Consider the following 23052-nt stretch of genomic DNA (forward strand, 5'->3'; position numbering starts at 1 on the left):
CTTAGCTTTAAAAAACTGTGAACCAACAACATAACTTAAAATTTTGTTGTTGGTCTTTTTGATTTATGTTAAAATGCAAATGTTTAGTACGCTAATTATTAGTATGCTAAGCAACAGCGCAAATTAGAGGTGATGGAATAATGGGGAGGTTTGAGAAAGGTGCGGCAATAGCTAGCCTGGTCAAAGATATAAATCTCCTTTTGAGACAGGGGATAAAGAAGGTATTTCATGACACCGAACTGACAATTCCGCAGCTCGGTGTCGTCATCGCGCTAAGGAAAAAGGGAGAGGCGAAGGTAAGCGAAATCAGCGAGGAATTAAAACTCAAGGACAGCACGGTTTCGGGAATACTTGACAGGCTTGAAGCCCAGGGCTTCGTTGAAAGAACAAGGAGCAGGGAAGACAGACGGGTAGTGTACGTAAGGCTTTCCGATAAATTCGAGACGCTGCACAGCGATATGCACGCGAAAATGAACGACTACATGACCATCCTCCTCAGTAAAGCGGGAGAAGAGGAATTAGACAAAATAACGGAGGGGCTTGAGACATTGAAGAAGATTCTTGAAAACAATATCAACACCGAAGGTGGCGCGAATGAGCAGAATAATTGAGACCGAGGGCCTCACAAAAAGATTCCCGGGCGGGATAACGGCGGTGGACGGTGTCAGCTTCACGGTGGAGGAGGGAGAGATATTCGGATTTCTCGGCCCGAACGGCGCCGGAAAATCCACCACCATCGCCATGCTGACAACACTTATGAAACCTACGGGCGGAACGGCCAGGGTCGCCGGGTTCGACGTCGCCAGGAAGGCGTACAGCGTCCGCCTGGTCATCGGTTATGTTTCGCAGGACCTAGCGGTGGACGACTCTCTTACAGGATATGAAAACCTGAGGCTCCAGGCAGGTTTCTACCACATCCCGCGCGCTGAATCGGCGAAAAGGATCGATGAAGTCCTGGAGATGGTAGAGCTGAAAGATCGGGCAAAAGACCTGGTTGAGACTTACTCCGGGGGCATGAGGAAAAGGCTGGACATCGCCTGCGGCCTCATCCACAGACCGAGGCTGCTGTTCCTCGACGAGCCCACGCTGGGGCTGGACATCCAGACCAGGCGGGAGATCTGGAAATACATAAACCAACTCAGAGAAGAAACGAAAATGACCATATTCCTTACGACGCACTACATGGACGAGGCGGACGCCCTTTGTGACCGGATCGCCATAATCGACAGGGGAAGCATAAAGGTGCTCGACACGCCGGCCGTGCTGAAAAGCTCCCTGGGGAACGAGATCGTCGTGTTTAAATTCGCCAGGGGCGGCCCGGAGGATATCAACGCCGCTCTCGATAAAATCAAGGGGATCGGTTTTGTGAAAGACGTCACTGAAGCGGGCGAGAGGGGCTACATCGCCTCGGTAACGAACGGCGAGGCTTCGGTGCCGGCGATATTCGAGGCGCTGAACGGTTTTACCGCCAGGATAGGTTCCATATCCTTCAAGCAGCCTTCACTCGACGATGTGTTCCTGCACTATACCGGCCGTGAAATGAGGGAGGACGGCGGCGGAAAGGAAGACGCCCTGCGTTCGAGGATGATCATGAGGAGGACGAGACGATAATGGTCGTGTTCATAGCGGACGCCTACTGGGTGTTCTGGCGCGAGATGAAAAAACTTATGCGACAGAAAACCAGGATCCTGATGGCGATCGTCCAGCCTGTGGTGTGGCTGGTGCTTATGGGCAATGCCATGTCGGGGCTGACAAACAACCCTGCGGCGGCGAGAATGCTGGGCACCGGTAATTACCTCGATTTTATGATGCCGGGCGTGATGATAATGACCGCCCTTTTCGGAGGTGTCTTCGGCGGTATGTCGATCCTCTGGGACAGAAGGCTCGGTTTTCTCAACAAGATGCTTACCGCGCCCATACACAGGGCGGCGATACCGGTCGGCAAACTCGCGGCCCTGGTTGTGCAGTCGGTGTTTCAGGCGCTGCTGATTGTGCTGATCGGTTTTCTGCTGGGGGTCCACGTCTCAACAGGAGCCCTCGGGGTTGCGTTCCTCCTGCTGATTTCAAGCTTTTTCGGGGTCATCATGGGCGGTATTTCCCTTTCGCTTGCGGCGGTGCTCAAGTCCCACGAGGCCTTGTTTGCGATAATGAACTTCTTTACCATGCCGCTGATATTCACCAGCAACGCCATGTTTCCGACCGGGGCGATGCCTTCGTGGCTCCAGGTCATAGCAAACGTCAACCCGCTTTCCTACGCGGTCGGGCCCATGAGGACCGTCGCCACGCAGGGATGGATATGGCGGGAGATCTGGCCGGGCTTTCTGGTACTCGCGGTTATCGCGACGTTGACTACTTCGCTGCTGGTAAGGCAGTTTAATCGGTCCGTGGCGTAAAAACGAAAATAACCCGAGCGGTTTTAAAGATAAACAAAAATACCGGTTGTCAAAGCAACCGGTATTTTTGTTAAAAAAGCTGTTGTATTGGGTTAAGAGCGCACTCTGCGAAAACCTGACATTTGCTGCTTTTGCACTTTTTGGGGTATCAACAGGGCCAGAATGGCGACAGCCTGAATAGCCGAGTCATATCCCACATTAGCCCATGTTGCGATGCCGCCGGTTACGCTCCACAGGCTTCCAACCAGCGTCATGACCGCGCTTATCAACAAAAGGTTGACCATCTTCTGGTCCCCCGACCGCACTGCTGAAAAAGCCCCGTAACCGATGGCAATCGCCAGCGCGCCCACCCATCGGGTAGGGATGATAAACTCCGGCGATGCGGCGGAAGGCGCGGAGTACAGCACGGCCGTTAAGGAAGGGGATGTGATGGCGATAATGCCGGTAACAATGTTGTAGGCACCGAAGAGGCAGAGGGCCCATCTTCTGAAAACACCGCTCACACTTTCACCTCCTTTCCGTCAGGGATGTTTTCTGAGGCTTGACGGCACGAAGCGCTTGGAGCCGGACGTCCTAAAGCAGCTTTATTTTATATCCAATAATACCATAAATTGGTATCATTGTGGACTAAATTCGGAAAGAAGATTTCTTTCCGAACAGGGTAAGCTTCTCACGGAGCGCCGCCGACAGGTTTTTTGACGATGGCTTGCCAGAAATTTTCACTGGCGGATCCTTCCCGGACTTTGCTATACTGCCATTTGTGAAAATACCGGCTTCAGGCGGCTAACACGGAATAAAGCGCCGAAGAGGCAATCCGCGCGGTTTTTCTTAACTCCCAATTCGGTAGACTGATTGAATGGTTAGAAGAATCACAGAACTCACTCGGTGGAGAACCGGAAGAAAGGAAGGTCTTGAATGAAAAAGTTGCTTATGACATGCTTCCTTGCGTGCGTTATCGCCTTATACGCTCTTTCGGGCGGCGCCCTTGCGGACACCAGGACCTATATCGTTCAGCCCGGAGACTCGTTATGGAAGATCGCGGTGAAGAACCAGGTCGGGTTATCGGAAATCATAGCGGCGAATCCCCGGATCGAGAATCCGGAACTGATATATCCGGGCCAGGAGATCAGTATACCCGTCGATCTTGAGACAACGGCGGTCGAAAAGGAAGTTGTCGACATGGTCAACGCCGAACGCGCCTATCAAGGGCTGCCCGCCCTGAGCTACAACTGGGAGCTGGCCAGGGTTGCGCGATACAAGTCCGAGGATATGCGGGACAAGCGTTACTTTTCCCACCAATCCCCGACTTACGGCTCCCCGTTCGATATGATACGCGCGTTCGGGATATCCTTTAGAGCGGCCGGAGAGAACATAGCCATGGGATACAAAACTCCCGCGGAGGTAATGAAAGGCTGGATGAACTCCACGGGTCACAGAAGCAACATCCTGAACAGCGCCTTCACCCAAATCGGTGTGGGGTATGCGAAGGATTCCTCGGGTATGACCTATTGGACCCAGCATTTTATACGCCCGTAACCCGGTGTTCAACCGCCTGAAAACGCGAGCCCCCAGGGAGTGCGTGGTTTAGCAGCGGCCTCCCCGGGGCTCTTTTTTTTACACCTGAAGGAATACTATAATTAACGAATTGAACCGTTCGGGATGATAAACGAACACAGAGGTAATGAAAATGATTATCGACGGTCATGCCCATTCCTGCGGAGAATTCTTCGAGGCGGAAAAGATTATCGCAAAACTTGATGCGCTTAAGGTCGACAAGGTGGTGCTCTGTCCGGGGGTCAGGAACGGGCCGAAGGGATACGGTTACTTGCCGGGCCTTGCCCGGATTCTCAGCAAAACGGATATTACAATTAAGGCGAACAAAATTATTCGAATTCTTTCCAAAATACAAAAGCCGGCGGACCTTTTACAGACAAACGAGTACGTTTATTCCTTACAACTGAAGCATCCCGACAGGATAATCCAGTTTTTCTGGGCCGATCCTGATTCAAACCGCATAGAGGCCGATTTGCATGAAAAGTTTGAATCGTGGGGTTTTAAAGGTATTAAGCTGCATCAGTGCACCCAGAGTTTTAAGTGGACTTCGCGGGGTTTGGACGTCATAACGGATTTCGCCCGGGAGAAGGAAATGCCGGTGTTCATTCACCTGCGCTCCTCCGGCGACATCCCGGAATTCATAAAGCTGGCGGGAAAATATCCGGAAGTGAGTTTCATCGCAGCGCACCTGATCGGTTTGGAACTCTTCATAAGAAATAAACCGCTGCCGAAGAATGTGTACTTTGAAATATCCCCCACGCCTTTAATCAGCCCGAAACGAATCCAGGCGGCGGTTGACAATTTCGGCGCGGACAAAGTAATCCTGGGTTCCGACACGCCGTATGGCAGGGATAATCTTTGTAAAAACATACGAAAGGTTACCCGGCTCAAGGCGTCCGACCATCACAAAGAACTGATTCTGGGCGGGAACCTACAGGGGATGTTGAGGTTGTAACCTTCGCGATATGGCCGAATCACTCCGCGGCGCATAGGATATGGTACCCCGCGTATCTTATGAAAGTCACGAGTCACGAGTCAATAAGCAATAACCACAAAGGCGCAGAGAACACAGAGAAGGAACCGTTTTTTGGTTTACAGCTAAAGACTCGGGACCCGTTACTATTTTAGGAGTGATTCAATGAACGGTGATATTCCCGGCAGACTGAACGCCAACCTGCAGGACCGGCTTAACAACGCGGTACGGAACAGGCTTTCGAACCAGCAGAGCCAGGCGGTGCTTGAACTGAGAGGGAGAATAAACGAACGCCGGCTGGCCAAGGCCGTGAGGCTCTTGTTGGATGCCGAACCGATCCTCGGGTGCCGCTTTATCGAAGAGAAACACCGTCCCTACTGGCAGCGGTTTGACGACCTGGAAGACAGGGAATGGTTTTCAATGGAGAAAACGCCGGACAGGCGGAAGGCGGTATACGGGTTTCTTACGATGCCGCTGGACGGTGAGCAGCAGGTAAAAGTAAAACTGATCCGTTCCGCGCCCAACGACACCCTGTGCGTGAAGATAAGCCACGCTTGCTGCGACGGCGGCGGGCTTAAGGCATATCAACATATGCTGGCCGATATATATACCCGACTGAGCAGGGACGGGAGTTACGCCCTGGAACGGAGGGCGGGCGGGAGGACGGATCAGAACCATATCCTGTGTAAAGTGGGAATGGCGAATATAATCAACAACTGGCGGTCAGGGCAGAACGCCCTGCAGCCCACCTGGTCCTTCCCCTCCGGCGCCGGTGAATCCGGGGGACCGCGGGTCTCCGTCCGCAGGTTGTCCGGCCCGCGCCTCAAAGCGCTTTCGACCTACGCTAAAGAAAGAGGCGCAACCTTAAACGATTTATTTCTGACGGCCTTTTACCGGACCCTGTTTGAAATGGCGGGCTCTCGGCCGGGAACGCCCAGGGAAATCCTGGTGACGGTTGACCTGCGCCGATATTTGGGCGATGGCGATGAGAACGCCGTTAATAATCTAACCGGCGCGGTATCCGCCAGGATCGCTCCGGTACCGGGCGAGTCTTTCGTGGAGACGCTTTCAAGAGTCGCCGCGGCAACGGCCGAAATGAAAAGCAAGCTGCCCGGCATACAGATGGCGTTCTTCCTGGGGTTCTTGTCGCTGCTGAACTATACGCAAACCCTTGGTTTTGTGCGCGGCTTGAAAAAACGGCTCGTTCAAACCGGCAAGTGCTCGCCCATACTGTCCAACGTAGGGTTTATCAGCCGGTCAACCATTTGGTTCGGCAAAACACCCGTCGTAGACGCCTATCAGGTCAGCCCCGCCATATACCCGCCGGGATTCATGCTGGGAGTGTGCACGTACAACAACCGCCTGACCTTCACCGTCAGTTACTGCGAGCCCGGCACGCCGCGGGAAAAGGTGGAACGGTTCCTCGACACCCTGCTGAAAGAGCTTGAATCCTGCGGTGATTAGACCCGCCGTCAAAAAACCTCCTGTATTTACTGCGATTTAGCTGGACACATCATTTTTTCTAATGTATAGTTTGAGGAAATACCGTTCTTTACCAAGTGGGACGGCGGCTGCCAGGCTAATAAAGTAATGCGTTGCTTATCGTCGCGCCAACCGAAAGAAGCACAATTATTGAGGGAGGTATGGTCATGGATGGCAAGCCTAACTGGACAGGCTGGCATACGTTCGGCCTGCTGGCTATCATCGCAGCCATCATGCTGATTGGACTGCTGGCTTCATCCGGGGACAAGCTCTGCGCCTGGTTGGGGATAATTGCGCTTATGGCCGTTTTTACGACAGTCGCCGGGCATGGCGTCACAGGCTTGTGGCGGGGACTGCTGATCGACGAACGCAACAAAATCAGTCTTTCCAGGCTGCAGATGACCCTCTGGACCATCGTCGTCCTTTCGGGATTCTTCACTGCGGCGCTGTCTAACCTCAGGAACGGACAGACCGCTCCCCTTTCCATTGCCGTTCCAAGTGAGCTGTGGCTCCTGATGGGCATCAGCACCACCTCGCTCGTCGGATCGCCGCTCATCAAGAGCGGCAAAAGGGCGAAGGAGCCCCGGCAGGCCGAAAGAGACTGTACATTCGATTTGATAGCCAAGCAGGGCGGTGACATCAACAAGGTTACGAACAAGGGGCAGATCGTTGTCAATACGACACCCGAGGAGGCCCGGTGGTCTGACCTGTTCAGGGGGGAGGAGACCGGTAACGCCGCTCAGCTCGACCTGGCCAAGATTCAGATGTTCTACTTCACGCTGATCCTGGTATTGGCTTACGCAACGGCACTTGGCGCCGCGCTTGCCGGCAGTGCGGCAAAAATCGCCGGTTTTCCGGCCCTGGACCCGGGTATGGTGGCGTTAATGGGCATCAGCCACGCGGGCTACTTAACCAACAAGGCGGTACCGCACAGCGAGACGGATTGAGTGTCTGCGGGAGCTAACCCACACGTCTTAACCACTTTACCAAAAAAAAGCCGCCGGACAGGCATCCATAAAACTCAACGCACACCGGACAAATCAAAACGATATCCGCAATCCTCGTTGGCGTCCGTTACAGGTAGTGCTTCGGGGAACCGTCCTCGGACACACCTAATACACGGAGGCATTACTGTCGGAAAGAGAGGGTACTACTTTTAGATAACATTTACCCATCAGCTTTCCGTCGACATAACACTCCACGTTATACTTGCCCGTATCCGCAAATTCGGCCCGCGCGACAAAGAAATATACGCCGTCTTCGTGGAGGGTCTCTAGTTGATTTACTTGAGAAATGACTTCGTTCTTACTGTTCCTTACGTATAAATCCAAATCATGCAATCCCGAACTGAGGTTATAAAAACTAGCATACACCAAAAATTCGTGGCTGCCTTTTTCGAATTCCCCCAAGGCGGCATTCTCGATAACAACACCCTTATCATCGTCAAAATCAATGTTATCCGCCAACAGTATATTGGCATAAGGCTTATTGTCGGTGTTGATCATGGCCGTCCTTGAACTTGAGTCCCAGTTTACGTCGGCTCCCAGCGCATCGGCTACAAATCTCAAAGGGACAAGTACCCTGCCGTTTTGGATAACCGGAGACACATCGGAAGCGATCTCTTTGCCGTTTACGGTTACCTTAATTGATCCTTGTGCAAAGGCTATCCCTGCTATGAGCAGGACAGACGCGACTAAAAGACAGAATCCTCTTAAAATCTTCATAACGCCCTCCCCTTAGAAACATATACCAATTAAATTCTTATTTTATGAAAAATATCCTGCTAAATTTAAAAAATATATACAATAAAGCTGAGATATGGTTAATTGGAAGTGTATCCCGACATACCGTTTGCCGAAAAAACAGGAAGCGGACCACCCTAGTCCGCTTCCTTGAAATTTAATTCTGTTTTCTAATCAGTTTTTGGTATATATATTCGATGGCGTTATTCCGTCCCAGGTCAACCCCGCTGCCTGGACGTCGGTAACTGTGGTTGTATAAGTGCCTGAAGGGGCTTTAGTGACCTTAAAGGACACCGCGCCGTTCGTCCCTGTTGTCCCGTTAAAGTAGTAGTTGGTGTTGTTGAGGGTAACAGTGGCGGCAACCGAGGCTCCGGAAACCGCGCTTCCGTTTTCGTCGATGAGTGAGATGCTTATAAGGAGGTGCGCGTTCCCGTACTTACCACCTTCAGTCGCGTAACCGATCGCGGAAACCTTCACGGTGGATGCGCTTACAGCTGCGCTCAGGTTGAAATCGGCGTCGGAAACCACACCGTCAAAGACCTGAACGGTTTGCGATGACGTCTGGTAACCCGCTGCCGAAGCGCTGACGGTGTAAGCACCCGGTGTTAACCCGCTGATCAAATAGTACCCGTTCTCGTCGGTGGTTGCGCTGCCGGAAGCGCCATCGGCCATAACGGTCGCACCCGGTATAGGATTATTATCGGTATCGCAGACCGTCCCCGATATAGAACCGGTCACGATTATTTCCAGTGTAAAGTTCACTTGTGTAACTGCATCACCCGCAACGTCGGCCGTGGTATACGAGTCATGGAATCCATCGGCCGAGGCTGTCACGATGTATGTGCCCGCAGGCATGTCGGCAAGGGTGTATGCACCGTCGGAACCCGTGGTCGCCGTCTTGGCGCCCGCCGTTACGGTCGCGCCGCCAATGGGAGCGCCGGCAGTATCGGTGACCGTGCCGCTGATGGTCCCGGTGACCGCCGGACGGGGCGCCGCTTCATCGGCGTCGACCAGACCGAAACCGTATAACGTATCGCGACCGGCTGGTCCAAGGTCGTCGGCGGTCTGCTGCAGAACCAGCCGCAGGTCTTGATTATTGACGGAACCGTCATGGTTCACGTCCCCGAGCGCGCCGCCGGACAAAACGAGGGCGGCCGTTCCCGCCACGTGCGGCGAGGCCATCGAAGTGCCGCTGTAATAGGCGTAACCGCCCGGGACGCACGATCGAATGCTCACACCCGGCGCGGCAAGCTCCGCGGCGGGACCCGTGCTCGACCATTTTGCGCGCTGATTGTTCTGGTCCGTGGCGCCGACGGCGATAACCTCGTCGTAGCGGGCGGGATATGTGACATTGTCTCCTGCTCCGGGCTTGTTCCCGGAATTGCCCGCTGCGGCCACCAGCACTATGCCGCGGTCGTACGCCGCTTGTATTGCGCTGTGGAATACTTCACCCGGATCTTGCGAAGTGCCGAAGCTCATGTTCACCACCACGGGTTGATTACCCGGCAGATTGACAGGGTCAACGCACCAGTCAAGCGCTGCAATAATATCGCCGAACCATCCCGAGCCGTCCGCGCCCAATGCCTTCAGCGCGTAAACAGAGGCCTCGGGGGCGGCGCCGACCACCCCCGAACCGTTATCTTCCGCGGCCGCTATGCCGGCCACGTGTGTGCCGTGGCCGTCGTCGTCCATCGGGTCGCTGTCGCGGTTTACAAAGTCATATCCCCCAACATAGTTTGTGTCCAGGTCCGGGTGAGTATAGTCGACTCCCGTATCGATAATAACAAGGTTGACATCGGCCCCCTTGGCATATTCATGGACGGTTCCGGCGCCGATCCGCTGCACGCCCCAGGAACTGTCCAGCTCAGCGTCCATCGCCTGGACCCTGACGTCCGGCCTGACCGTTTTGACGCCCTTAATTGCCTTCAGGCCGGCGACTTTGTCCTTTCCCATGCGCACGGCCATGCCCGGCACTATATCAAACTCGGAAAGCACGTCCCCGCCCGTCTGCTTCACAAACTGTTTGGCTGCCTGCTTGTCCGACTGGTCATCGAAGAATACGATAAACCTGTTCCCGGCGTCCCCGGCCTTGTCCCCGGCCAAAGAAACCGCTCCGGTTAACCCAAGAACCAACGCGGCTGCAACGGTAATAACAAGAGCTCTAAACAAAAATAAACCACGTTTCCGCAAGGACTTCCCCTCCTAAAAATCCACATTTAGTTGTGCTTTACCATTATAATATAATTTTTCTAACTAATTTGTCAATTTGTTGCATAATATCGTTTAAAATCCACTTTTTCTTCTGCAAAAGTCATATATTGAAAGACCCATATCTTTTATTGAACAACCACAGCGCTAAAAGAAGCAGTATATGTGCCGCGAACGTCAATTGAGCGTATGGTTTAAGGGAAAAGTCGTATATTCTTGCCCAATCTCCCTCGAAACCGCTGAACGAAAAAATCGGGTAAAATATTAAAGCGTAAACCAGTTGACAATTAGCGAAGACGTAAAGCAGGTGCTTTAATATCTGTTTGCGTACAAAAGGTATTAGAGGTATTACTACTAAACCCAGTGCAATGGAGACAATATTGCCGCTGAGAGAAATCCACCAATCTTCCAGCGGGCTAAAATTACCTGCGGGGATGATATATCCCCAGAACACCCGCCACTGGAACTCGATAACCCTTCCGCCCAGCTGCCAGGTCGCCAGGGCATGACCAAGTTCGTGCAGCAACACCCCTGCAGGGACAAGAAGGAAGACCGCTATACGCACGGCCAGGTCCCGGTCTTCAGCGGTTACGGTATCATCCCGGAAGGCGCGCCGGTTCTTAATGAGGCGCAAAATTGTATTAATGCTGATTAAACCGTAGACAACCGAAATGATATCAAAGGACAAAGGATTGAAGTTCATTATAAGGTTTCATCTCCCGACAGACCATAACCTGACATTATCAATGCATGAAACTCAATGCAGGCCGAACAAATCAAATAATTTAAACACGGGGAAGAATAGCCAGTAATCGTCTATAGTCTGAAAACTGATCAGCCATAACCCGGCGCCGATGACACCGGCGATAGCCGAATGGCGGATGTTACTAATCCTGCCCAGGGCGTGCCCCAGCGCAATCAGAATAAAGACAAAGGGAAACACGAGGGTTATAAGGCCGATCGAGAAACCGCCCAAGCAACTAAAAACATACAAGCACAACGCCGCGAGCCAGTACCACCTATGGTCCTTAATTATTGCTGCCGCCCACGCCGCGATGCCAAGGCCGAGAAAAGAGTAGGCGAGAACCGTCCAGGGGTAAACCATCCGCAACACCTCGTTCGCGTCCGTTATAGTCATTATATTAAATATAGATGACGCCGCGGGGGGCAAATCTTGTATCGGCCTGAAGAAGGGGGGAACCTTTATTGGTCCTGGAAAAAACCCGTCCCCCTGGTCATGACCCTGTTGCATCTTCCGTGGCCTCAGTTTAATAAACTAGATAAATACCCTCTGATAAATAATGAGACTACAAAAGTACCATCTTGCGCCATGCGCCCATAATCTACTTAACAAAGGAGATCGCGGGTGTGGGTCTTAAATACCACGGAGGTGGCGTGATGAAAAAAGCGATCCTGGATCGAGTGTTCAGCGCCATGCGCGGCGGCGGTTTCGAGGTTCGGTACTGGGACGGGACCGAGCGGCGCTACGGTAACGGCGGCGTAAAGGTTAAACTGGTGATTAACGATCCGTTGGTAGCGGGTCGCTTCCTCACCAAGCCCGTCCTCGCATTCGGGGAAGCTTATATGGATAAGCAGATTGAGGTTGAGGGTGATCTACGGGAAATAGTACGTTTGGCCATTGCGAACCAGGAGGTGCTGACCGGCAAGTTTAAAAGAAACAATGCCTTAAAAGCGCTGAAGGTGTTTCGCAAACACCGGTCGGCCACCCGGCAAAAAGATGACGTGCAGTTCCACTACGACATCGGCAATGATTTCTTCAAACTGTGGTTGGATGAAACCATGAGCTATTCCTGCGCCTACTTCCGGACACCCGATGATACGCTGTTTCAGGCCCAGTTGAACAAGATTGATCACATCCTGCGCAAACTGCAGCTCGATTCCGGGCAGACGCTGCTGGATATCGGCAGCGGATGGGGCTGGCTTATCATCAGCGCCGCCGAAAAGTACGGCGTCAAGGCCATGGGAATAACTTTAAGCGAGGAACAGACGTTTTGGTCCAGAAAGAGAATAATCGAACGGGGCCTGAAGGGGCGGGTGGAGGTCGAACTGATGGATTACCGCACCCTGGCCGGCAAAGGAAGATGGTTTGACCGGGTGGTCAGTGTGGGGATGTTCGAACACGTCGGTAAGGACAACTTGCCCCTGTATATGGAGGCGGTACGGAAAATGCTCGTCCCCGGCGGCCTATCCATGCTGCATACCATCACCCACGTGAAGGAAGGCCCCGTGAATCCCTGGATTGAAAAGCATATCTTCCCCAATGGCTACATCCCTTCGCTGCGGGAAACGATCTGGCTTTTGCCGGACTACGGTTTTCACCTCCTGGATGTGGAAAGCCTGCGCCTCCATTACGCCCAAACCCTGGAGCACTGGGCCCGGAACTTCGAAGCGGCCCTGGACCGGGTGCGGGAGATGTTTCCGGAAAGGTTCGTGCGGATGTGGCGGCTGTACCTGAATTCGTGCGCGGCCTCGTTCCGGTATAGCGGGCTCGACGTACATCAAATCCTGTTCTCCCGGGGGCTGAACAACAACTTGGCCCTGACCCGCGATCACGTCTATGACCGCCGGCAGGACGAACATCGGCCCGTCCGGTACAAACTTGTTTCCCATTGACCATGCAATCAATGGCTGCCTTGCTTTACTACCTGAGAATATTTATGTTTCAAGACCTGGCCCCAGAGCTTTCCACTGATAAAAACGCCGGGCACCGAATTCGCGCTTAGAAGAGGATGCCGGCGCATAACTTGCTGTAAAATTCACGGTTGTATCTTACGAAATATTAGGGTACAATAATCACAGCAAGTCATGGGGGTGTTTAGGAATGCCAAATATTAAGCCGGTTTCAGATTTGAGAAATTATAATGATGTTCTCCGCTCCTGCCGGATTGGGGAGCCTGTGTTTTTAACCAAAAACGGTAGAGGCCGTTATGTTCTTTTAGATATGCAGGAATACGAAAAACAGCAGGCGGTGATTAAGTTTTTATTAAAGCTGTTCGAGGCCGAGGATGCAATTAAGACAGGAGAAGAATGGAAATCCCTTGATGACCTTAAGAAAGCATTGGATGTTTCCTCGTGAAATTCAGAATCAGAATCAACCCCGTGGCGATTGCCGATGTGCAGGAAATAATGGCCTGCATCGCTGAGGATAATCCCGCCCTATCCATTCTTTTTTCAGATGAACTGCCCACAAACTAAGGCCACCGCCGTAGGAAGATACACATTAGAAAAGCATTGGAGCGACGGCCTCTAACACTTGCGCAACGCGACGAGTAGCGAAAAGGTTACCGCTTTAAGAAGGGAGAGCGCAGCATGGGTATGATCAAAGAATTTAAGGAATTCGCCGTCAAAGGGAACGTCATCGATATGGCGGTCGGCATCATCATCGGCGCTGCGTTCGGCAAGATCGTTTCTTCCTTCGTAGGCAATGTGATCATGCCTCCGATAGGTCTGCTCATCGGCGGGATCGATTTCTCCAATTTGGCTTTTACTATCAAAGAAGCTGCAGGAGACAACCCTGCCGTCGTAATCGGTTACGGAAGGTTTATTCAGACGATTGTCGATTTCGCGATTGTCGCCTTTGCCATTTTCATAGCCGTCAAAGGGATTAACTCACTCAAACGCAAAGAAGAAGAAGCGGCCAAGGCCCCGCCGGCACCCCCGGCGCAAGAAGTATTGCTTGCGGAAATACGCGATTTGCTGAAGAATAGGCCCTAAGACTTTAATAACCCAACGTAATTTAGCTTCGAGATTATCTTATGTTTCAAGAAGAACGAAATCGCTCCGCGATGGCTCTGGATAGTCTTTGCATAGAATAAAACTGCATAATAAGTAAAAAAGTATGCTTTTTTTGTGGTATTGTTTAATCGCCACAACCAAACAACCCAGAAAGAGACATACCTTTCACATTTAGGATTATACCACGTGCAAGAAAACAAAAACACTGCTTAAAAAGAACGGCCAGACCTCCTCCTACCTTCTGATGAATGGTGAAATGCCCAGAAACCATGATAATCAGGAGGTAATTCCGATGAATCACTACGAACAAGAAATCGCCCTATACTTTGAACTCAAAGATACCCCGGAGTCTTCAAGAGAATCGTATTCGCGAAGGATTCATGCGGGAAGGGATGTAACGGTGTGTCCGGTATGCAGCAAAGGTAGGCTTCGGGCAGTGTCTTCGTTATGCCTGAAGACTTCACCATGATGCTGTTTGGAACTTAATACAATGTCTTAAAGCCCCTTGAGTGGGGAGGGGGAAGCCGTGCTCAAATCGAGCCGGATTTATTTAAAAACACAACCAATATGCAAAAAATATTAAAAATTGTGAGTCATAAGGACGGCAGCAAAAGATTGAAAACCCATAGACTTGCCGGTCGCGACTTCATTCTTCTTACAAAAATTTTGCAGGTTAAGCTATCTTCGCAGATCTTAGCTAAGGCTCAAAAATCGGCAAATATCCGATAATTGAGCCTTTTCTACGTGCAAAACTTCCGATTGGACCCTTTGAGAACCGTCCCCTGACATGGTCTTGGTATCGTTGCTGTGCCGGGTGTGCCCTCTCGAATTGCCTTGATGGAAGTGGTTGCCGGTACGTCAAGCCCCTGGAGCTCTTACAACATGCTTCGGTTAGTTGTAGAGATCGCCGCCACTGGCATCCGGGTGACACATGCCGCAAGTGCCAGGCATAGGGTGCGCCCCGCCCCCGGTATGCGGGTGGCAGAAGGAACAGTTGGTATTCTGAGCAGCGTTAAAGCGCGAATCGTTCTGGCAGTTATACTGCCCCGCGCGGTGGCAGTTGTAGCAAACCCCGCGGCTGTCCATCCGCAGGAGCGCCGAGGTGTCGCCCAATGCCTTGCCCGTGGCCGGGTCCGTGGCATCGCGCGGCCAGCTCGTTGCCCAGCCGGCTATTGCCGCCGTGGTGCTGTGTGCCCGGTGGCAGGTCAGGCAGGCCACCTTGTAAGCACGGAAGCTACTTAGTTTCTCGGTTTCCAGCGGTGTACCGGTGGCGAGGCTCCTATCCATGTCGATAGCGGTTCCCGCCTGGTTCAGCACGGGCGCGACATGCACATCCATCGGGTGGCGCCACATACTGAAGTACTGACCGACCTGCCCATCCCCGGCCTTAACATCAGCATCGCTATACTTGAGCTTGTTATGGCAGGCGCCGCACCATTCGGTGCTTCCGGACCAGTAGTTGGTCACCTGGTACACGGCTGAGCCGGTCGCCGAGTAAGTAAACGTGCCGACGGTTGCCACCTGGAATATTAAAGCCAGGTTGGTGTAAGTAGCGTCCTGTACGGTAATGATCTGGCGCAGCAACCGCGGGTTGGGGCGGCCGTCGTTGTCCTTGTTCCCCCAGATAACAGAGCCGAAGTTAGGATCATTTATAATATCTGGGGTCCTACCGCCTGCGTGCGGGTCGTGGCAGGAGCCGCACACGAAGCCGCTGCCGCTGAACTGGTTGCTACCTCCCGGAATCCAGTGGTAAGTGTCGGTCGTATCCTGTACCGTGCCGCTCTCGTCACCGTAAACGAACCCCTGGACATTGTGCCGCGAGGTTACCGGTTTGAGCTCACCCGCTTCCAGGATATTGTCGCCGTCATCAACCCACTGCCGCACAAAGCCGCCCGCCGTCGAAGGACGGTAAGTTGAGCCGGCAACGGTAATCCCGTCTTTAATATCATAAGGTGCGCTTGTGCCGCCGTCACCGTGGCAGAGAAAGCAGAAATGCGTCTGCGTCGGTCCTTGCTTTAAAAGCTTCGGCATCTGAGCGGCGTGTGCCACATGGCAACCGGCGCAGGCGTCGGTGGTGGCGGAAAACTGCCCGTGGGTCCAGGCAAAGGCCGGCGCGGCAAAAGCCGGCGCGCACATCAGTACTATTACGAGGATAAGATAAAGTCGATAGATAGATGGTCCCGCCCGACTCACCTTTCTCATCTTTGCTCATCCCCTTCACAACGTTTTTAATCCTTAAACCTTATTACGCTTAGGGTTAAGGTTTCAGTTTAGTAAAATCTTACATTCGACAGAGTTACTTAAAAACCCTTCCTTGTTTGAAAATTCTTCTTCAACTACAACGGACCCGCCCACTCTGCAAACGTGGCCAAGGGCTCCTGTCTTGCTTTACGTCCCGGCTGCTTCTCGCTTGAACGGCGTTACCGTTCACATTGATCCCTATAAACCAATACCCATTCAAAGGTCTTTTTTGGGGTAATAAGTATATGTGAGTCGCAATCCGCGGCATCCTCCTAAAGAAAAGTCCTTATCCCGCTATTGACCCTTAGAAAAAAAGCAGCCTGCCCCCTTTTCTTTCTTTTGAGCAGTCGCACACCGATGAGAAAAATAGGTTCGTAACCAGGCGGATCGCTATCCCGACGAACGGGAGCATCACGGCGATAGCCGTCCAGATCCCGCTGTCAAGGGGACGGTTCTTTTGACAACAACTGGTAATCAAAATCCCGCATGCCTCTGGCGTTGTCTGCAAGGCGCGCTACAAGGCGCGCTATATGAAGGGCCGCTTACGCGGACACGGCGAAGGCTCGTCCGGCACTCAGTCAAGTTTTTAGATAAGAACGGAGTCAAAGCATTGCGTTTCTTCCGCGCTATATTGTTTTCTAAGTGCTGGAGAACAGGTGCGCGTATCGTGCCCGAAACAGAAGTTTGACGCCAAGTAATGATATGCGATTTGACTAATCCGCCCTCATTAGAAATTCAGGATTCAGCCCATTTCAGTCGCCTGCATAGTCTGTTTAAGTGAGTATAAGGTATGATTTTATCGTGTTGGAGACGACCGACAGCAATACCGGGCGCAATACCGAGCTGTTTGGCGAAGTCGGCTACACTAACATGGGTAAACCTGTCGGCTGCGCAGAACTTCCGATAAGCTTCAGGAGGTATCAAAACATCCCTGGCATATCGGTTTGCGTCCTCTTCCTGTTCGTCAAGGTTGTCATATCCATTCTCATCAGAAAATGTATCAATAAACAACTCACGTTTTCCATGTCGAAGAATATGACCCGCTTCATGGAAGAAACTAAAAAACAAATGGTCGTCTCTCTTGTAACGAATGTTTAATTGAATGAGAGCTTTTTCAGGACTTAACCAACGAGCTGCCCCGCTGACGAGACACATGGGTAATTCTTGAATGAATAACACTACCACCCCGGTTTGGGCACAAAACTCTTTGGCTCGTATCGCAAAGGTTTCAATGGGTTCTCGCGTGAGTTTCCGTATTTCAAAAAGCGCTTCTCGGAAGCGATTTTTATTAAAAGGCATACATTTAACTGTTAATGCCTCAATTTCTCCTTTTCGTAACCATGCTGCAATTGCTCCGGGATTTGTCTTGAAAGAATTAAACCTTCGGAACGATGCCTGAGGAGTGAGCCATATTACTTCCCAAGCCTCCGGTGAGGCCACACCGAAAAAAGACAAGACCTCCTGAAGCTGCCTTGATTTATCTTTATGCCTTTCTATCCACTTGTTTTTAATCATAGCACTAACCGGGAATTGCCTAAGCCATTCTATTTGACTTTCCAAGCGGATTCTTTCTTCCTGACGTGCCAAAGCCTCCCGATAATTACGCTCAAGGTTGTTCCAAAAACTAGCGGGAACTCCTAACACACGCTCTAATTGTAAAGCCGTCTCCGGTGTTATAGCAGTTTTTCCTTTAATGATCTCATTAATAGTTTTAACCGGCCTGCCGGTCCGATTTGCAAGCTCCGCTTGGTTCATGTCGAGAGACTCAATAACTTCTAATAGGGTGACACCAGGAGGTACCGCATAATCGGGCTGAAACCGGTCAAGTTCTTTTTCGTTCATGGTAATTGGCCACCTCTAGAATACGAATTATCGTTACCTTACGTATGTCGACCCCACCATCCTCTTTAAGCGGAAGGGGATCATGGTAAGGTTCGAAAACCAACCGCTGCGGGCCGAGCAGAGTTACAGAGAATTGTCCTTTACGGTTTCCGGTTAATTCATGACAGCGGGCAGGGGGTAAGGTGCTCACCATTGCCAAGTTATTGGTAGCTTTGAGTTCATACAACCTTTGGTGAATCTTTGGTGCAAGTTCTCCCCAACGTTTAGTAGATCTTTCGAAGGAGTTGCAATCCTTTTCGAGAGCCTTACTTTTATAGTATATAAGCATTTTTACCCCTGGTCAACTATTTTATTCACGGGAAGGGTTAATAAAATTATAGCACGGCCGCGGTAAAATGAAAGCCGGTTTCGTTGGTAAGCTTTATCCTGTGTGTACGGCAGGAATCCGTCTGGGTTAATCGGGCTACCAAGGTTATGGAACCATCCCTCAGGCAGATACTGAAACGGTGATTCGCCATAAATATCCATAATCCTGCAAAAGAATGCCATTGGCTTGCTTTCCGGACAAAATAAAAGCCGAGGTGCTATTCCCCGGCGGTGATGCCTTTAGAATCAAACCCTGATTTTTCTCTGAAACCAAAACGGCAAGGGGTGCGTTTGCGCTGTCCTTTCCGACTTTTTCCCAATCGGTGGGGGATGAGGGACTCGTAACCTTATCAGGTGCTCGATTCGTTGTTATATAAATTCAAGTTTGCTATAATTTATTTCAAGGAAGTGAGAAGATGCAGTGGATTTACAAAAGCTCAAAAACTTTGGGTACCAAGAGTTTTTCGGTAAAAGAAAAGGGATATGCGAAAAATAAGCCGATATCGTTTGATGTCGTAAAAGGCTCGACCGGGGAGATAGCCGATCAGTTTTTACGCAAGTACAACAAGCTGTTTTCTAACCTTAGCAAAAAGTGAGCCCGTCTTGGAGAAAACGCACTCTTTATATGCCGGCGGGCCATATCATTGAAGCCTTCCAGTAATCTCTCGGAATTAAGTGTTAAATTAGACCTTTAAAGATAACGGCAAGGCCTTTAGAACCTTTGCCGTTGTTTGCTTCTAACCGGGTGTAAAAGAGGGGCTTGGTAAAAGGCTGCAAACGTCATTGGGTTGTCTTCAGTGCTTCTTGTTATATTTCATTACCGCCTTACAGAACTGTCCGAACTTTCTGTCCTTCCTTCGTTTTTCAGCGTAAGACGACTGATAGTGTTCGGACTCTCTAACCAGCTTCATGTAGCTGCGGTAACGCTCCCTGGTCAGTTCGCCATTCTCAATGGCCGCCAGGACGGCGCAGCCGGTTTCGGAATTGTGGGTACAGTCGGTGTAACGACAACCGCCGGCAAGGTCCTTGATGTCGGAAAAGCTGTCGTCTATTCCGGTACCCGCGCCGATACTGGCCAGTTCTCTCATTCCCGGGGTATCGATCAACATCGCGCCTTGGTCGAGGAGTATCAACTGGCGGCGCGTTGTCGTGTGTCTCCCCCTGCCGTCCTTTTCGCGGACGATGTTTGTCTTAAATGCATCCCGGCCGACAAGGTGATTCAGCAGCGTGGTTTTTCCCACGCCCGACGATCCCAGCAGGCAGTACGTTTTGCCGGCTTCCAACACCCGGCGGACCTGGTCCGGTCCCGGGCCGGTTTTATTGCTGAACGCGATTGTTCTGCATTTAATATTCGCTTTTCTAATTTCCGAAACCCTCTGCGCCAATTCCTGTTCACCGACCAGGTCGCTCTTGCTTAAGAGAATTACGGGTTCAATATGACCCTCGTTCACCATTACCAGGTATCGTTCCAGCCTGCGCAGGTTGAAATCGAAATCGCATGATTGGATAATGAAGGCCGCATCGATGTTTGACGCAATCATCTGGTGATCGATTCGCTTGCCTGCCGTCTTCCGTTTCAAGACCGATTTCCTTGGAAAAAGCTCGTGAATAACGGCAAGCGTGTTGGAGTTGTGGTATTGCACAAAGGCCCAGTCTCCCACTGTGGGAAGGTCCGCGCTCGACGCGGCGGCGAACATCAGCCTGCCTGTGAGTTCGGCTGGAACCTCGTCGTTTTCATCCCTTACGAGGAAGCTGTCTTTGTCGACTGCGGTCACGCGTGCCGCGCCATAACCGGGTTTCTCTAACTCTTTCAGCTTTTCTTGAAACCATTCGTCAAACCCGAGATCTTTGAGCTTCATACACTAATTATAACCTTTGATTGAGTGAACGCCAAGTTGAACGCATCAGGCTGGGTGAGCGCCGGGTTGTCACCGCGCACACCGCAGCACAGCTATCCGGTGGGACACCATGAGGGAGTACCCTACCAGCAGTCAATAGTCCGCGGAACGGAGGTTTACCCTTTTCTTTTACGGGTGTGCCGTCTGATAGAACGGCAGATTGGTGTTCATAACAGTACATAGTACAACCGTTTCTTGTTTTGAGAATAGGTTTGTTGGTATCTAAAGAAAATAGGTGATGTGATAAAGAAGGGTCGGCTCCGAATGAGGCATGAGTTTAATTATCCGACCGATCCCGGAAGACCATAAGTATTTCAAATTGGAAGGGTAGATTTGAGTGTCTACAAAAGCCCAACCGAAAAAACGGATTCACAATCCGGTTACGGGCAAATACTATGAAATTCGACAACGTTCTAGTAAACAAGGCAAGGCTGGCCAGATAAAGGGTCTATGGAGCTCTAAGAAAAAAGGTGCTTCTAGCAAATAGAAAGGAAAATACATTGGCCTTCGTCTGGTTTATTGACTCAAACGTGATTGCTTATTGGGTAATGGGAGAAGGAAGTATTTTGACGTTCCTGGTGGACAAGTTTGCACTTACTCACGATTTTGCACATATTTATAATAACCGATATAAAGATTCTAATTGATTTTATTACCCAGGTTTTGAAGAATAGTAAAACAACTAGTGAAAATGAATATTATATTTCGTCACTCGGCATTAACGAGTTATTCTCTGCAATTAGAGATGAATGTTAGAAGTATGTTACTGTTCAAAAAAGGGCTGCCTATCTCTCGCTGGCGAGACGCCAGGAATATCCCGGATATAAGAGAAGAAGACTATGAGGAAATATATAAAAAGATAATGGTCACCTTTGACCAGTTGTTTAGTCGTAATATCTTTCCCATGGCTGAGAAGTTTCTCGATGATGACCCAAATTACCTCGAAATATTTTCCTCAATATTATTTCTTGTGAAGGATTCAAAGACCCAGGATGCTACCCTTTTAACAAAAACCATTCTTAGCAAAGCCAATTACTTTGTAACCAGAGACGAACCATTGATTAAGGCTGCCACATCCATTATTAAAGATAAATATGCATTAGAATTGATCAAGCCCGGCCAAGGTTTCCAGATTATACGAAGAAAAGCATAATAAGGATATCTGTATTTGTGTACAAGAGCTTCAGGTCCTTATGTTATTTAGGCCTTAAATAAAACAAAACGGCAAGGGGTGCGTTTGCACTGTCCTTGCCGTTTTTTACTTGTGGGGCACGAGAAACTCGAAACATTCGCTCGATTCGTTGCTATTTAGAAATTAAGTTTGTTATTCACACACTCTTGAGTTACGCTTTTTCACGGCGGCGCATAAGCTGTACCAACACTTAGAAAGGAAGGTATTTAACCATGAGTATGGCACCATGTCCCGGCGGTACTTTCCCATATGTCATCAGGGCCGGTGACACCTGCTTCGCCTTAGCCCAGCGCTTCGGCACCAGCGTCGCCGCCATTCAGGCCGCCAACCCCGGACTGAACTGCGACAACCTGCAGATCGGCCAGATAATCTGTATCCCGGTGGGCGTGCCGCCCGTTTGCCCGGCAGGTACGACTCCGTATATCATTAGAGCCGGCGACACCTGCTTCTCATTGGCCCAGCGCTTCGGTACCAGCGTCGCCGCCATCCTGGCCGCCAACCCCGGACTGAACTGCGACAACCTGCAGATCGGCCAGACGATCTGTATCCCGGTGGGCGTGCCGCCCGTTTGCCCGGCAGGTACGACTCCGTATATCATCAGGGCCGGTGACACCTGCTTCTCCTTAGCCCAGCGGTTCGGCACCAGTGTTGCCGCCATTCAGGCCGCCAACCCCGGACTGAACTGCAACAACCTGCAGATCGGCCAGACGATCTGTATTCCGTAAACCAAAATAAACACCCAAGCCACCTTCGCGGAGAGGGTGGCTTTGGTCGCCGGTCAAATGTCAGTCAAGCTTCTCCCTAAGCGCAGTCAGAAGCAAGCCCCCCGGTCTCACAGGCAATTCTTTTTGCGTCACTTTACTAACAAAGTGACTGATAAACATGCGGGTTTGTCTCTGCCAGGCAGACTTGCGCGCCGGCGCAAATTTGAAAAAAGTAGGGCGGAGATTTCAAATCCCCGTCCCTTTGGGTTTAGTGTTTTTATGGTACTAGGAGTACCATTATTTCTTGCCGGTACTCGTATTATCGCCGTCACTGTCGCCGGGGCCGGGATTGTCGCAGGGACGGTTCTATCAACGACACTATAACAGCGTGATAGCGGCAGATGTGGTAATTGTTCGCTCCGAGGCAAACCAACTTCACCTGAAACAGACTATACTTGTCCTAAAAGAAAATATTTTATATATCCCCTAAAACGTCTAGGAAAAGAATTCTCTATTATACTTCTGCACCTGTATCACTTTTCCTAACGGTTTCGCAGATTTAATAGGTATTACAGTCCACATTACTCCGAGGCAAGCCGATGCCGCGTCGGCATTTTTGATGCTCTCTGAGCGCCGTCCGAAACAAGCATGGCGCGAAAGGGAAGACGGTTGGCCGGAGCGTACACGGGAGTATGTGAGCA

The 23052-nt window shown here is 51.0% G+C and carries 22 protein-coding genes; 13 read left to right on the forward strand and 9 right to left on the reverse strand.

Annotation, left to right across the window (positions count from 1 at the left end; all coding sequences use genetic code 11):
• The first annotated feature begins 140 nt into the window (after positions 1–140).
• Genes AB1500_01030 through AB1500_01040 form a run of 3 tightly spaced genes read left to right on the forward strand, consistent with a single transcriptional unit; the run spans position 141 to position 2393 of the window.
• Positions 141–611, forward strand: coding sequence for a MarR family transcriptional regulator (locus AB1500_01030; protein MEW6181747.1), 471 nt, complete (start codon positions 141–143; stop codon positions 609–611).
• Positions 595–1611 carry an ATP-binding cassette domain-containing protein gene (locus AB1500_01035; protein ID MEW6181748.1) on the forward strand — a complete coding sequence of 339 codons (1017 nt, stop codon included), beginning with the start codon at positions 595–597 and terminating at the stop codon, positions 1609–1611. Before AB1500_01030 ends, AB1500_01035 begins: the two co-directional genes overlap by 17 nt.
• Positions 1611–2393: an ABC transporter permease gene (locus AB1500_01040; GenBank protein ID MEW6181749.1), complete on the forward strand. Its 783-nt coding sequence runs from the start codon at positions 1611–1613 to the stop codon at positions 2391–2393. The genes AB1500_01035 and AB1500_01040 overlap by 1 nt, the downstream gene beginning before the upstream one ends.
• A gap of 92 nt (positions 2394–2485) precedes the next feature.
• Here the strand turns inward: AB1500_01040 and AB1500_01045 are convergent, their stop codons facing one another.
• Positions 2486–2896: a hypothetical protein gene (locus AB1500_01045; protein MEW6181750.1), complete on the reverse strand. Its 411-nt coding sequence runs from the start codon at positions 2894–2896 to the stop codon at positions 2486–2488.
• A gap of 427 nt (positions 2897–3323) precedes the next feature.
• Here AB1500_01045 and safA point away from each other — a divergent pair, with 427 nt between their 5' ends.
• The 4 genes from safA to AB1500_01065 all read left to right on the forward strand — a co-directional run bounded on the left by safA (position 3324) and on the right by AB1500_01065 (position 7349).
• Positions 3324–3929 carry a SafA/ExsA family spore coat assembly protein gene (safA, locus tag AB1500_01050; GenBank protein ID MEW6181751.1) on the forward strand — a complete coding sequence of 202 codons (606 nt, stop codon included), beginning with the start codon at positions 3324–3326 and terminating at the stop codon, positions 3927–3929.
• A gap of 151 nt (positions 3930–4080) precedes the next feature.
• Positions 4081–4902 carry an amidohydrolase family protein gene (locus AB1500_01055; protein MEW6181752.1) on the forward strand — a complete coding sequence of 274 codons (822 nt, stop codon included), beginning with the start codon at positions 4081–4083 and terminating at the stop codon, positions 4900–4902.
• A 183-nt stretch (positions 4903–5085) separates the two neighbouring features.
• Entirely contained in the window at positions 5086–6384 is a 1299-nt protein-coding gene (locus tag AB1500_01060; GenBank protein MEW6181753.1) for a condensation domain-containing protein, read from the forward strand.
• Positions 6385–6569: 185 nt separating this feature from the next.
• The gene (locus AB1500_01065; GenBank protein ID MEW6181754.1) at positions 6570–7349 is read left to right on the forward strand and encodes a hypothetical protein; all 780 of its coding nucleotides are present in this window, start codon (positions 6570–6572) and stop codon (positions 7347–7349) included.
• Between the two features lie 165 nt (positions 7350–7514).
• On the opposite strand, the gene AB1500_01070 is transcribed toward AB1500_01065, so the two are convergent.
• The 4 genes from AB1500_01070 to AB1500_01085 form a co-directional block, all read right to left on the reverse strand.
• Complete coding sequence (locus tag AB1500_01070; GenBank protein MEW6181755.1) at positions 7515–8126, reverse strand: copper amine oxidase N-terminal domain-containing protein; 612 nt, start codon at positions 8124–8126, stop codon at positions 7515–7517.
• A 192-nt stretch (positions 8127–8318) separates the two neighbouring features.
• Entirely contained in the window at positions 8319–10313 is a 1995-nt protein-coding gene (locus tag AB1500_01075; protein MEW6181756.1) for a S8 family serine peptidase, read from the reverse strand.
• 142 nt (positions 10314–10455) lie between these two features.
• Positions 10456–11055: a hypothetical protein gene (locus AB1500_01080; GenBank protein ID MEW6181757.1), complete on the reverse strand. Its 600-nt coding sequence runs from the start codon at positions 11053–11055 to the stop codon at positions 10456–10458.
• A gap of 54 nt (positions 11056–11109) precedes the next feature.
• Positions 11110–11457, reverse strand: a complete 348-nt coding sequence (locus AB1500_01085) for a hypothetical protein (protein MEW6181758.1) — start codon at positions 11455–11457, stop codon at positions 11110–11112.
• 293 nt (positions 11458–11750) lie between these two features.
• Between AB1500_01085 and AB1500_01090 the strand changes: the two genes are divergently transcribed.
• The 4 genes from AB1500_01090 to mscL all read left to right on the forward strand — a co-directional run bounded on the left by AB1500_01090 (position 11751) and on the right by mscL (position 14087).
• A complete protein-coding gene (locus AB1500_01090; GenBank protein MEW6181759.1) occupies positions 11751–12986 on the forward strand; it encodes a cyclopropane-fatty-acyl-phospholipid synthase family protein in 1236 nt (411 codons plus the stop codon).
• 208 nt (positions 12987–13194) lie between these two features.
• Positions 13195–13449: a type II toxin-antitoxin system prevent-host-death family antitoxin gene (locus AB1500_01095; protein MEW6181760.1), complete on the forward strand. Its 255-nt coding sequence runs from the start codon at positions 13195–13197 to the stop codon at positions 13447–13449.
• Complete coding sequence (locus tag AB1500_01100; GenBank protein MEW6181761.1) at positions 13446–13568, forward strand: hypothetical protein; 123 nt, start codon at positions 13446–13448, stop codon at positions 13566–13568. The genes AB1500_01095 and AB1500_01100 overlap by 4 nt, the downstream gene beginning before the upstream one ends.
• Positions 13569–13682: 114 nt before the next feature.
• On the forward strand, positions 13683–14087 hold the full coding sequence (gene mscL, locus AB1500_01105) for a large-conductance mechanosensitive channel protein MscL (protein MEW6181762.1): 405 nt from the start codon (positions 13683–13685) through the stop codon (positions 14085–14087).
• 912 nt (positions 14088–14999) lie between these two features.
• Here the strand turns inward: mscL and AB1500_01110 are convergent.
• The 4 genes from AB1500_01110 to rsgA form a co-directional block, all read right to left on the reverse strand.
• On the reverse strand, positions 15000–16310 hold the full coding sequence (locus AB1500_01110; protein ID MEW6181763.1) for a cytochrome c3 family protein: 1311 nt from the start codon (positions 16308–16310) through the stop codon (positions 15000–15002).
• A gap of 343 nt (positions 16311–16653) precedes the next feature.
• Positions 16654–16827 (reverse strand): hypothetical protein, encoded by a 174-nt coding sequence (locus AB1500_01115; GenBank protein ID MEW6181764.1) that lies wholly within the window; start codon positions 16825–16827, stop codon positions 16654–16656.
• A 257-nt stretch (positions 16828–17084) separates the two neighbouring features.
• On the reverse strand, positions 17085–18191 hold the full coding sequence (locus tag AB1500_01120) for a HigA family addiction module antitoxin (GenBank protein MEW6181765.1): 1107 nt from the start codon (positions 18189–18191) through the stop codon (positions 17085–17087).
• Between the two features lie 1160 nt (positions 18192–19351).
• On the reverse strand, positions 19352–20416 hold the full coding sequence (gene rsgA / locus AB1500_01125; protein ID MEW6181766.1) for a ribosome small subunit-dependent GTPase A: 1065 nt from the start codon (positions 20414–20416) through the stop codon (positions 19352–19354).
• A gap of 799 nt (positions 20417–21215) precedes the next feature.
• Here rsgA and AB1500_01130 point away from each other — a divergent pair.
• The gene (locus tag AB1500_01130; GenBank protein MEW6181767.1) at positions 21216–21608 is read left to right on the forward strand and encodes a hypothetical protein; all 393 of its coding nucleotides are present in this window, start codon (positions 21216–21218) and stop codon (positions 21606–21608) included.
• A 251-nt stretch (positions 21609–21859) separates the two neighbouring features.
• Positions 21860–22372 carry a LysM domain-containing protein gene (locus AB1500_01135; GenBank protein MEW6181768.1) on the forward strand — a complete coding sequence of 171 codons (513 nt, stop codon included), beginning with the start codon at positions 21860–21862 and terminating at the stop codon, positions 22370–22372.
• Positions 22373–23052 lie beyond the last annotated feature (680 nt).

The organism is Bacillota bacterium, from assembly GCA_040755295.1.
GTDB lineage: Bacteria > Bacillota > Desulfotomaculia > Desulfotomaculales > Ammonificaceae > SURF-55.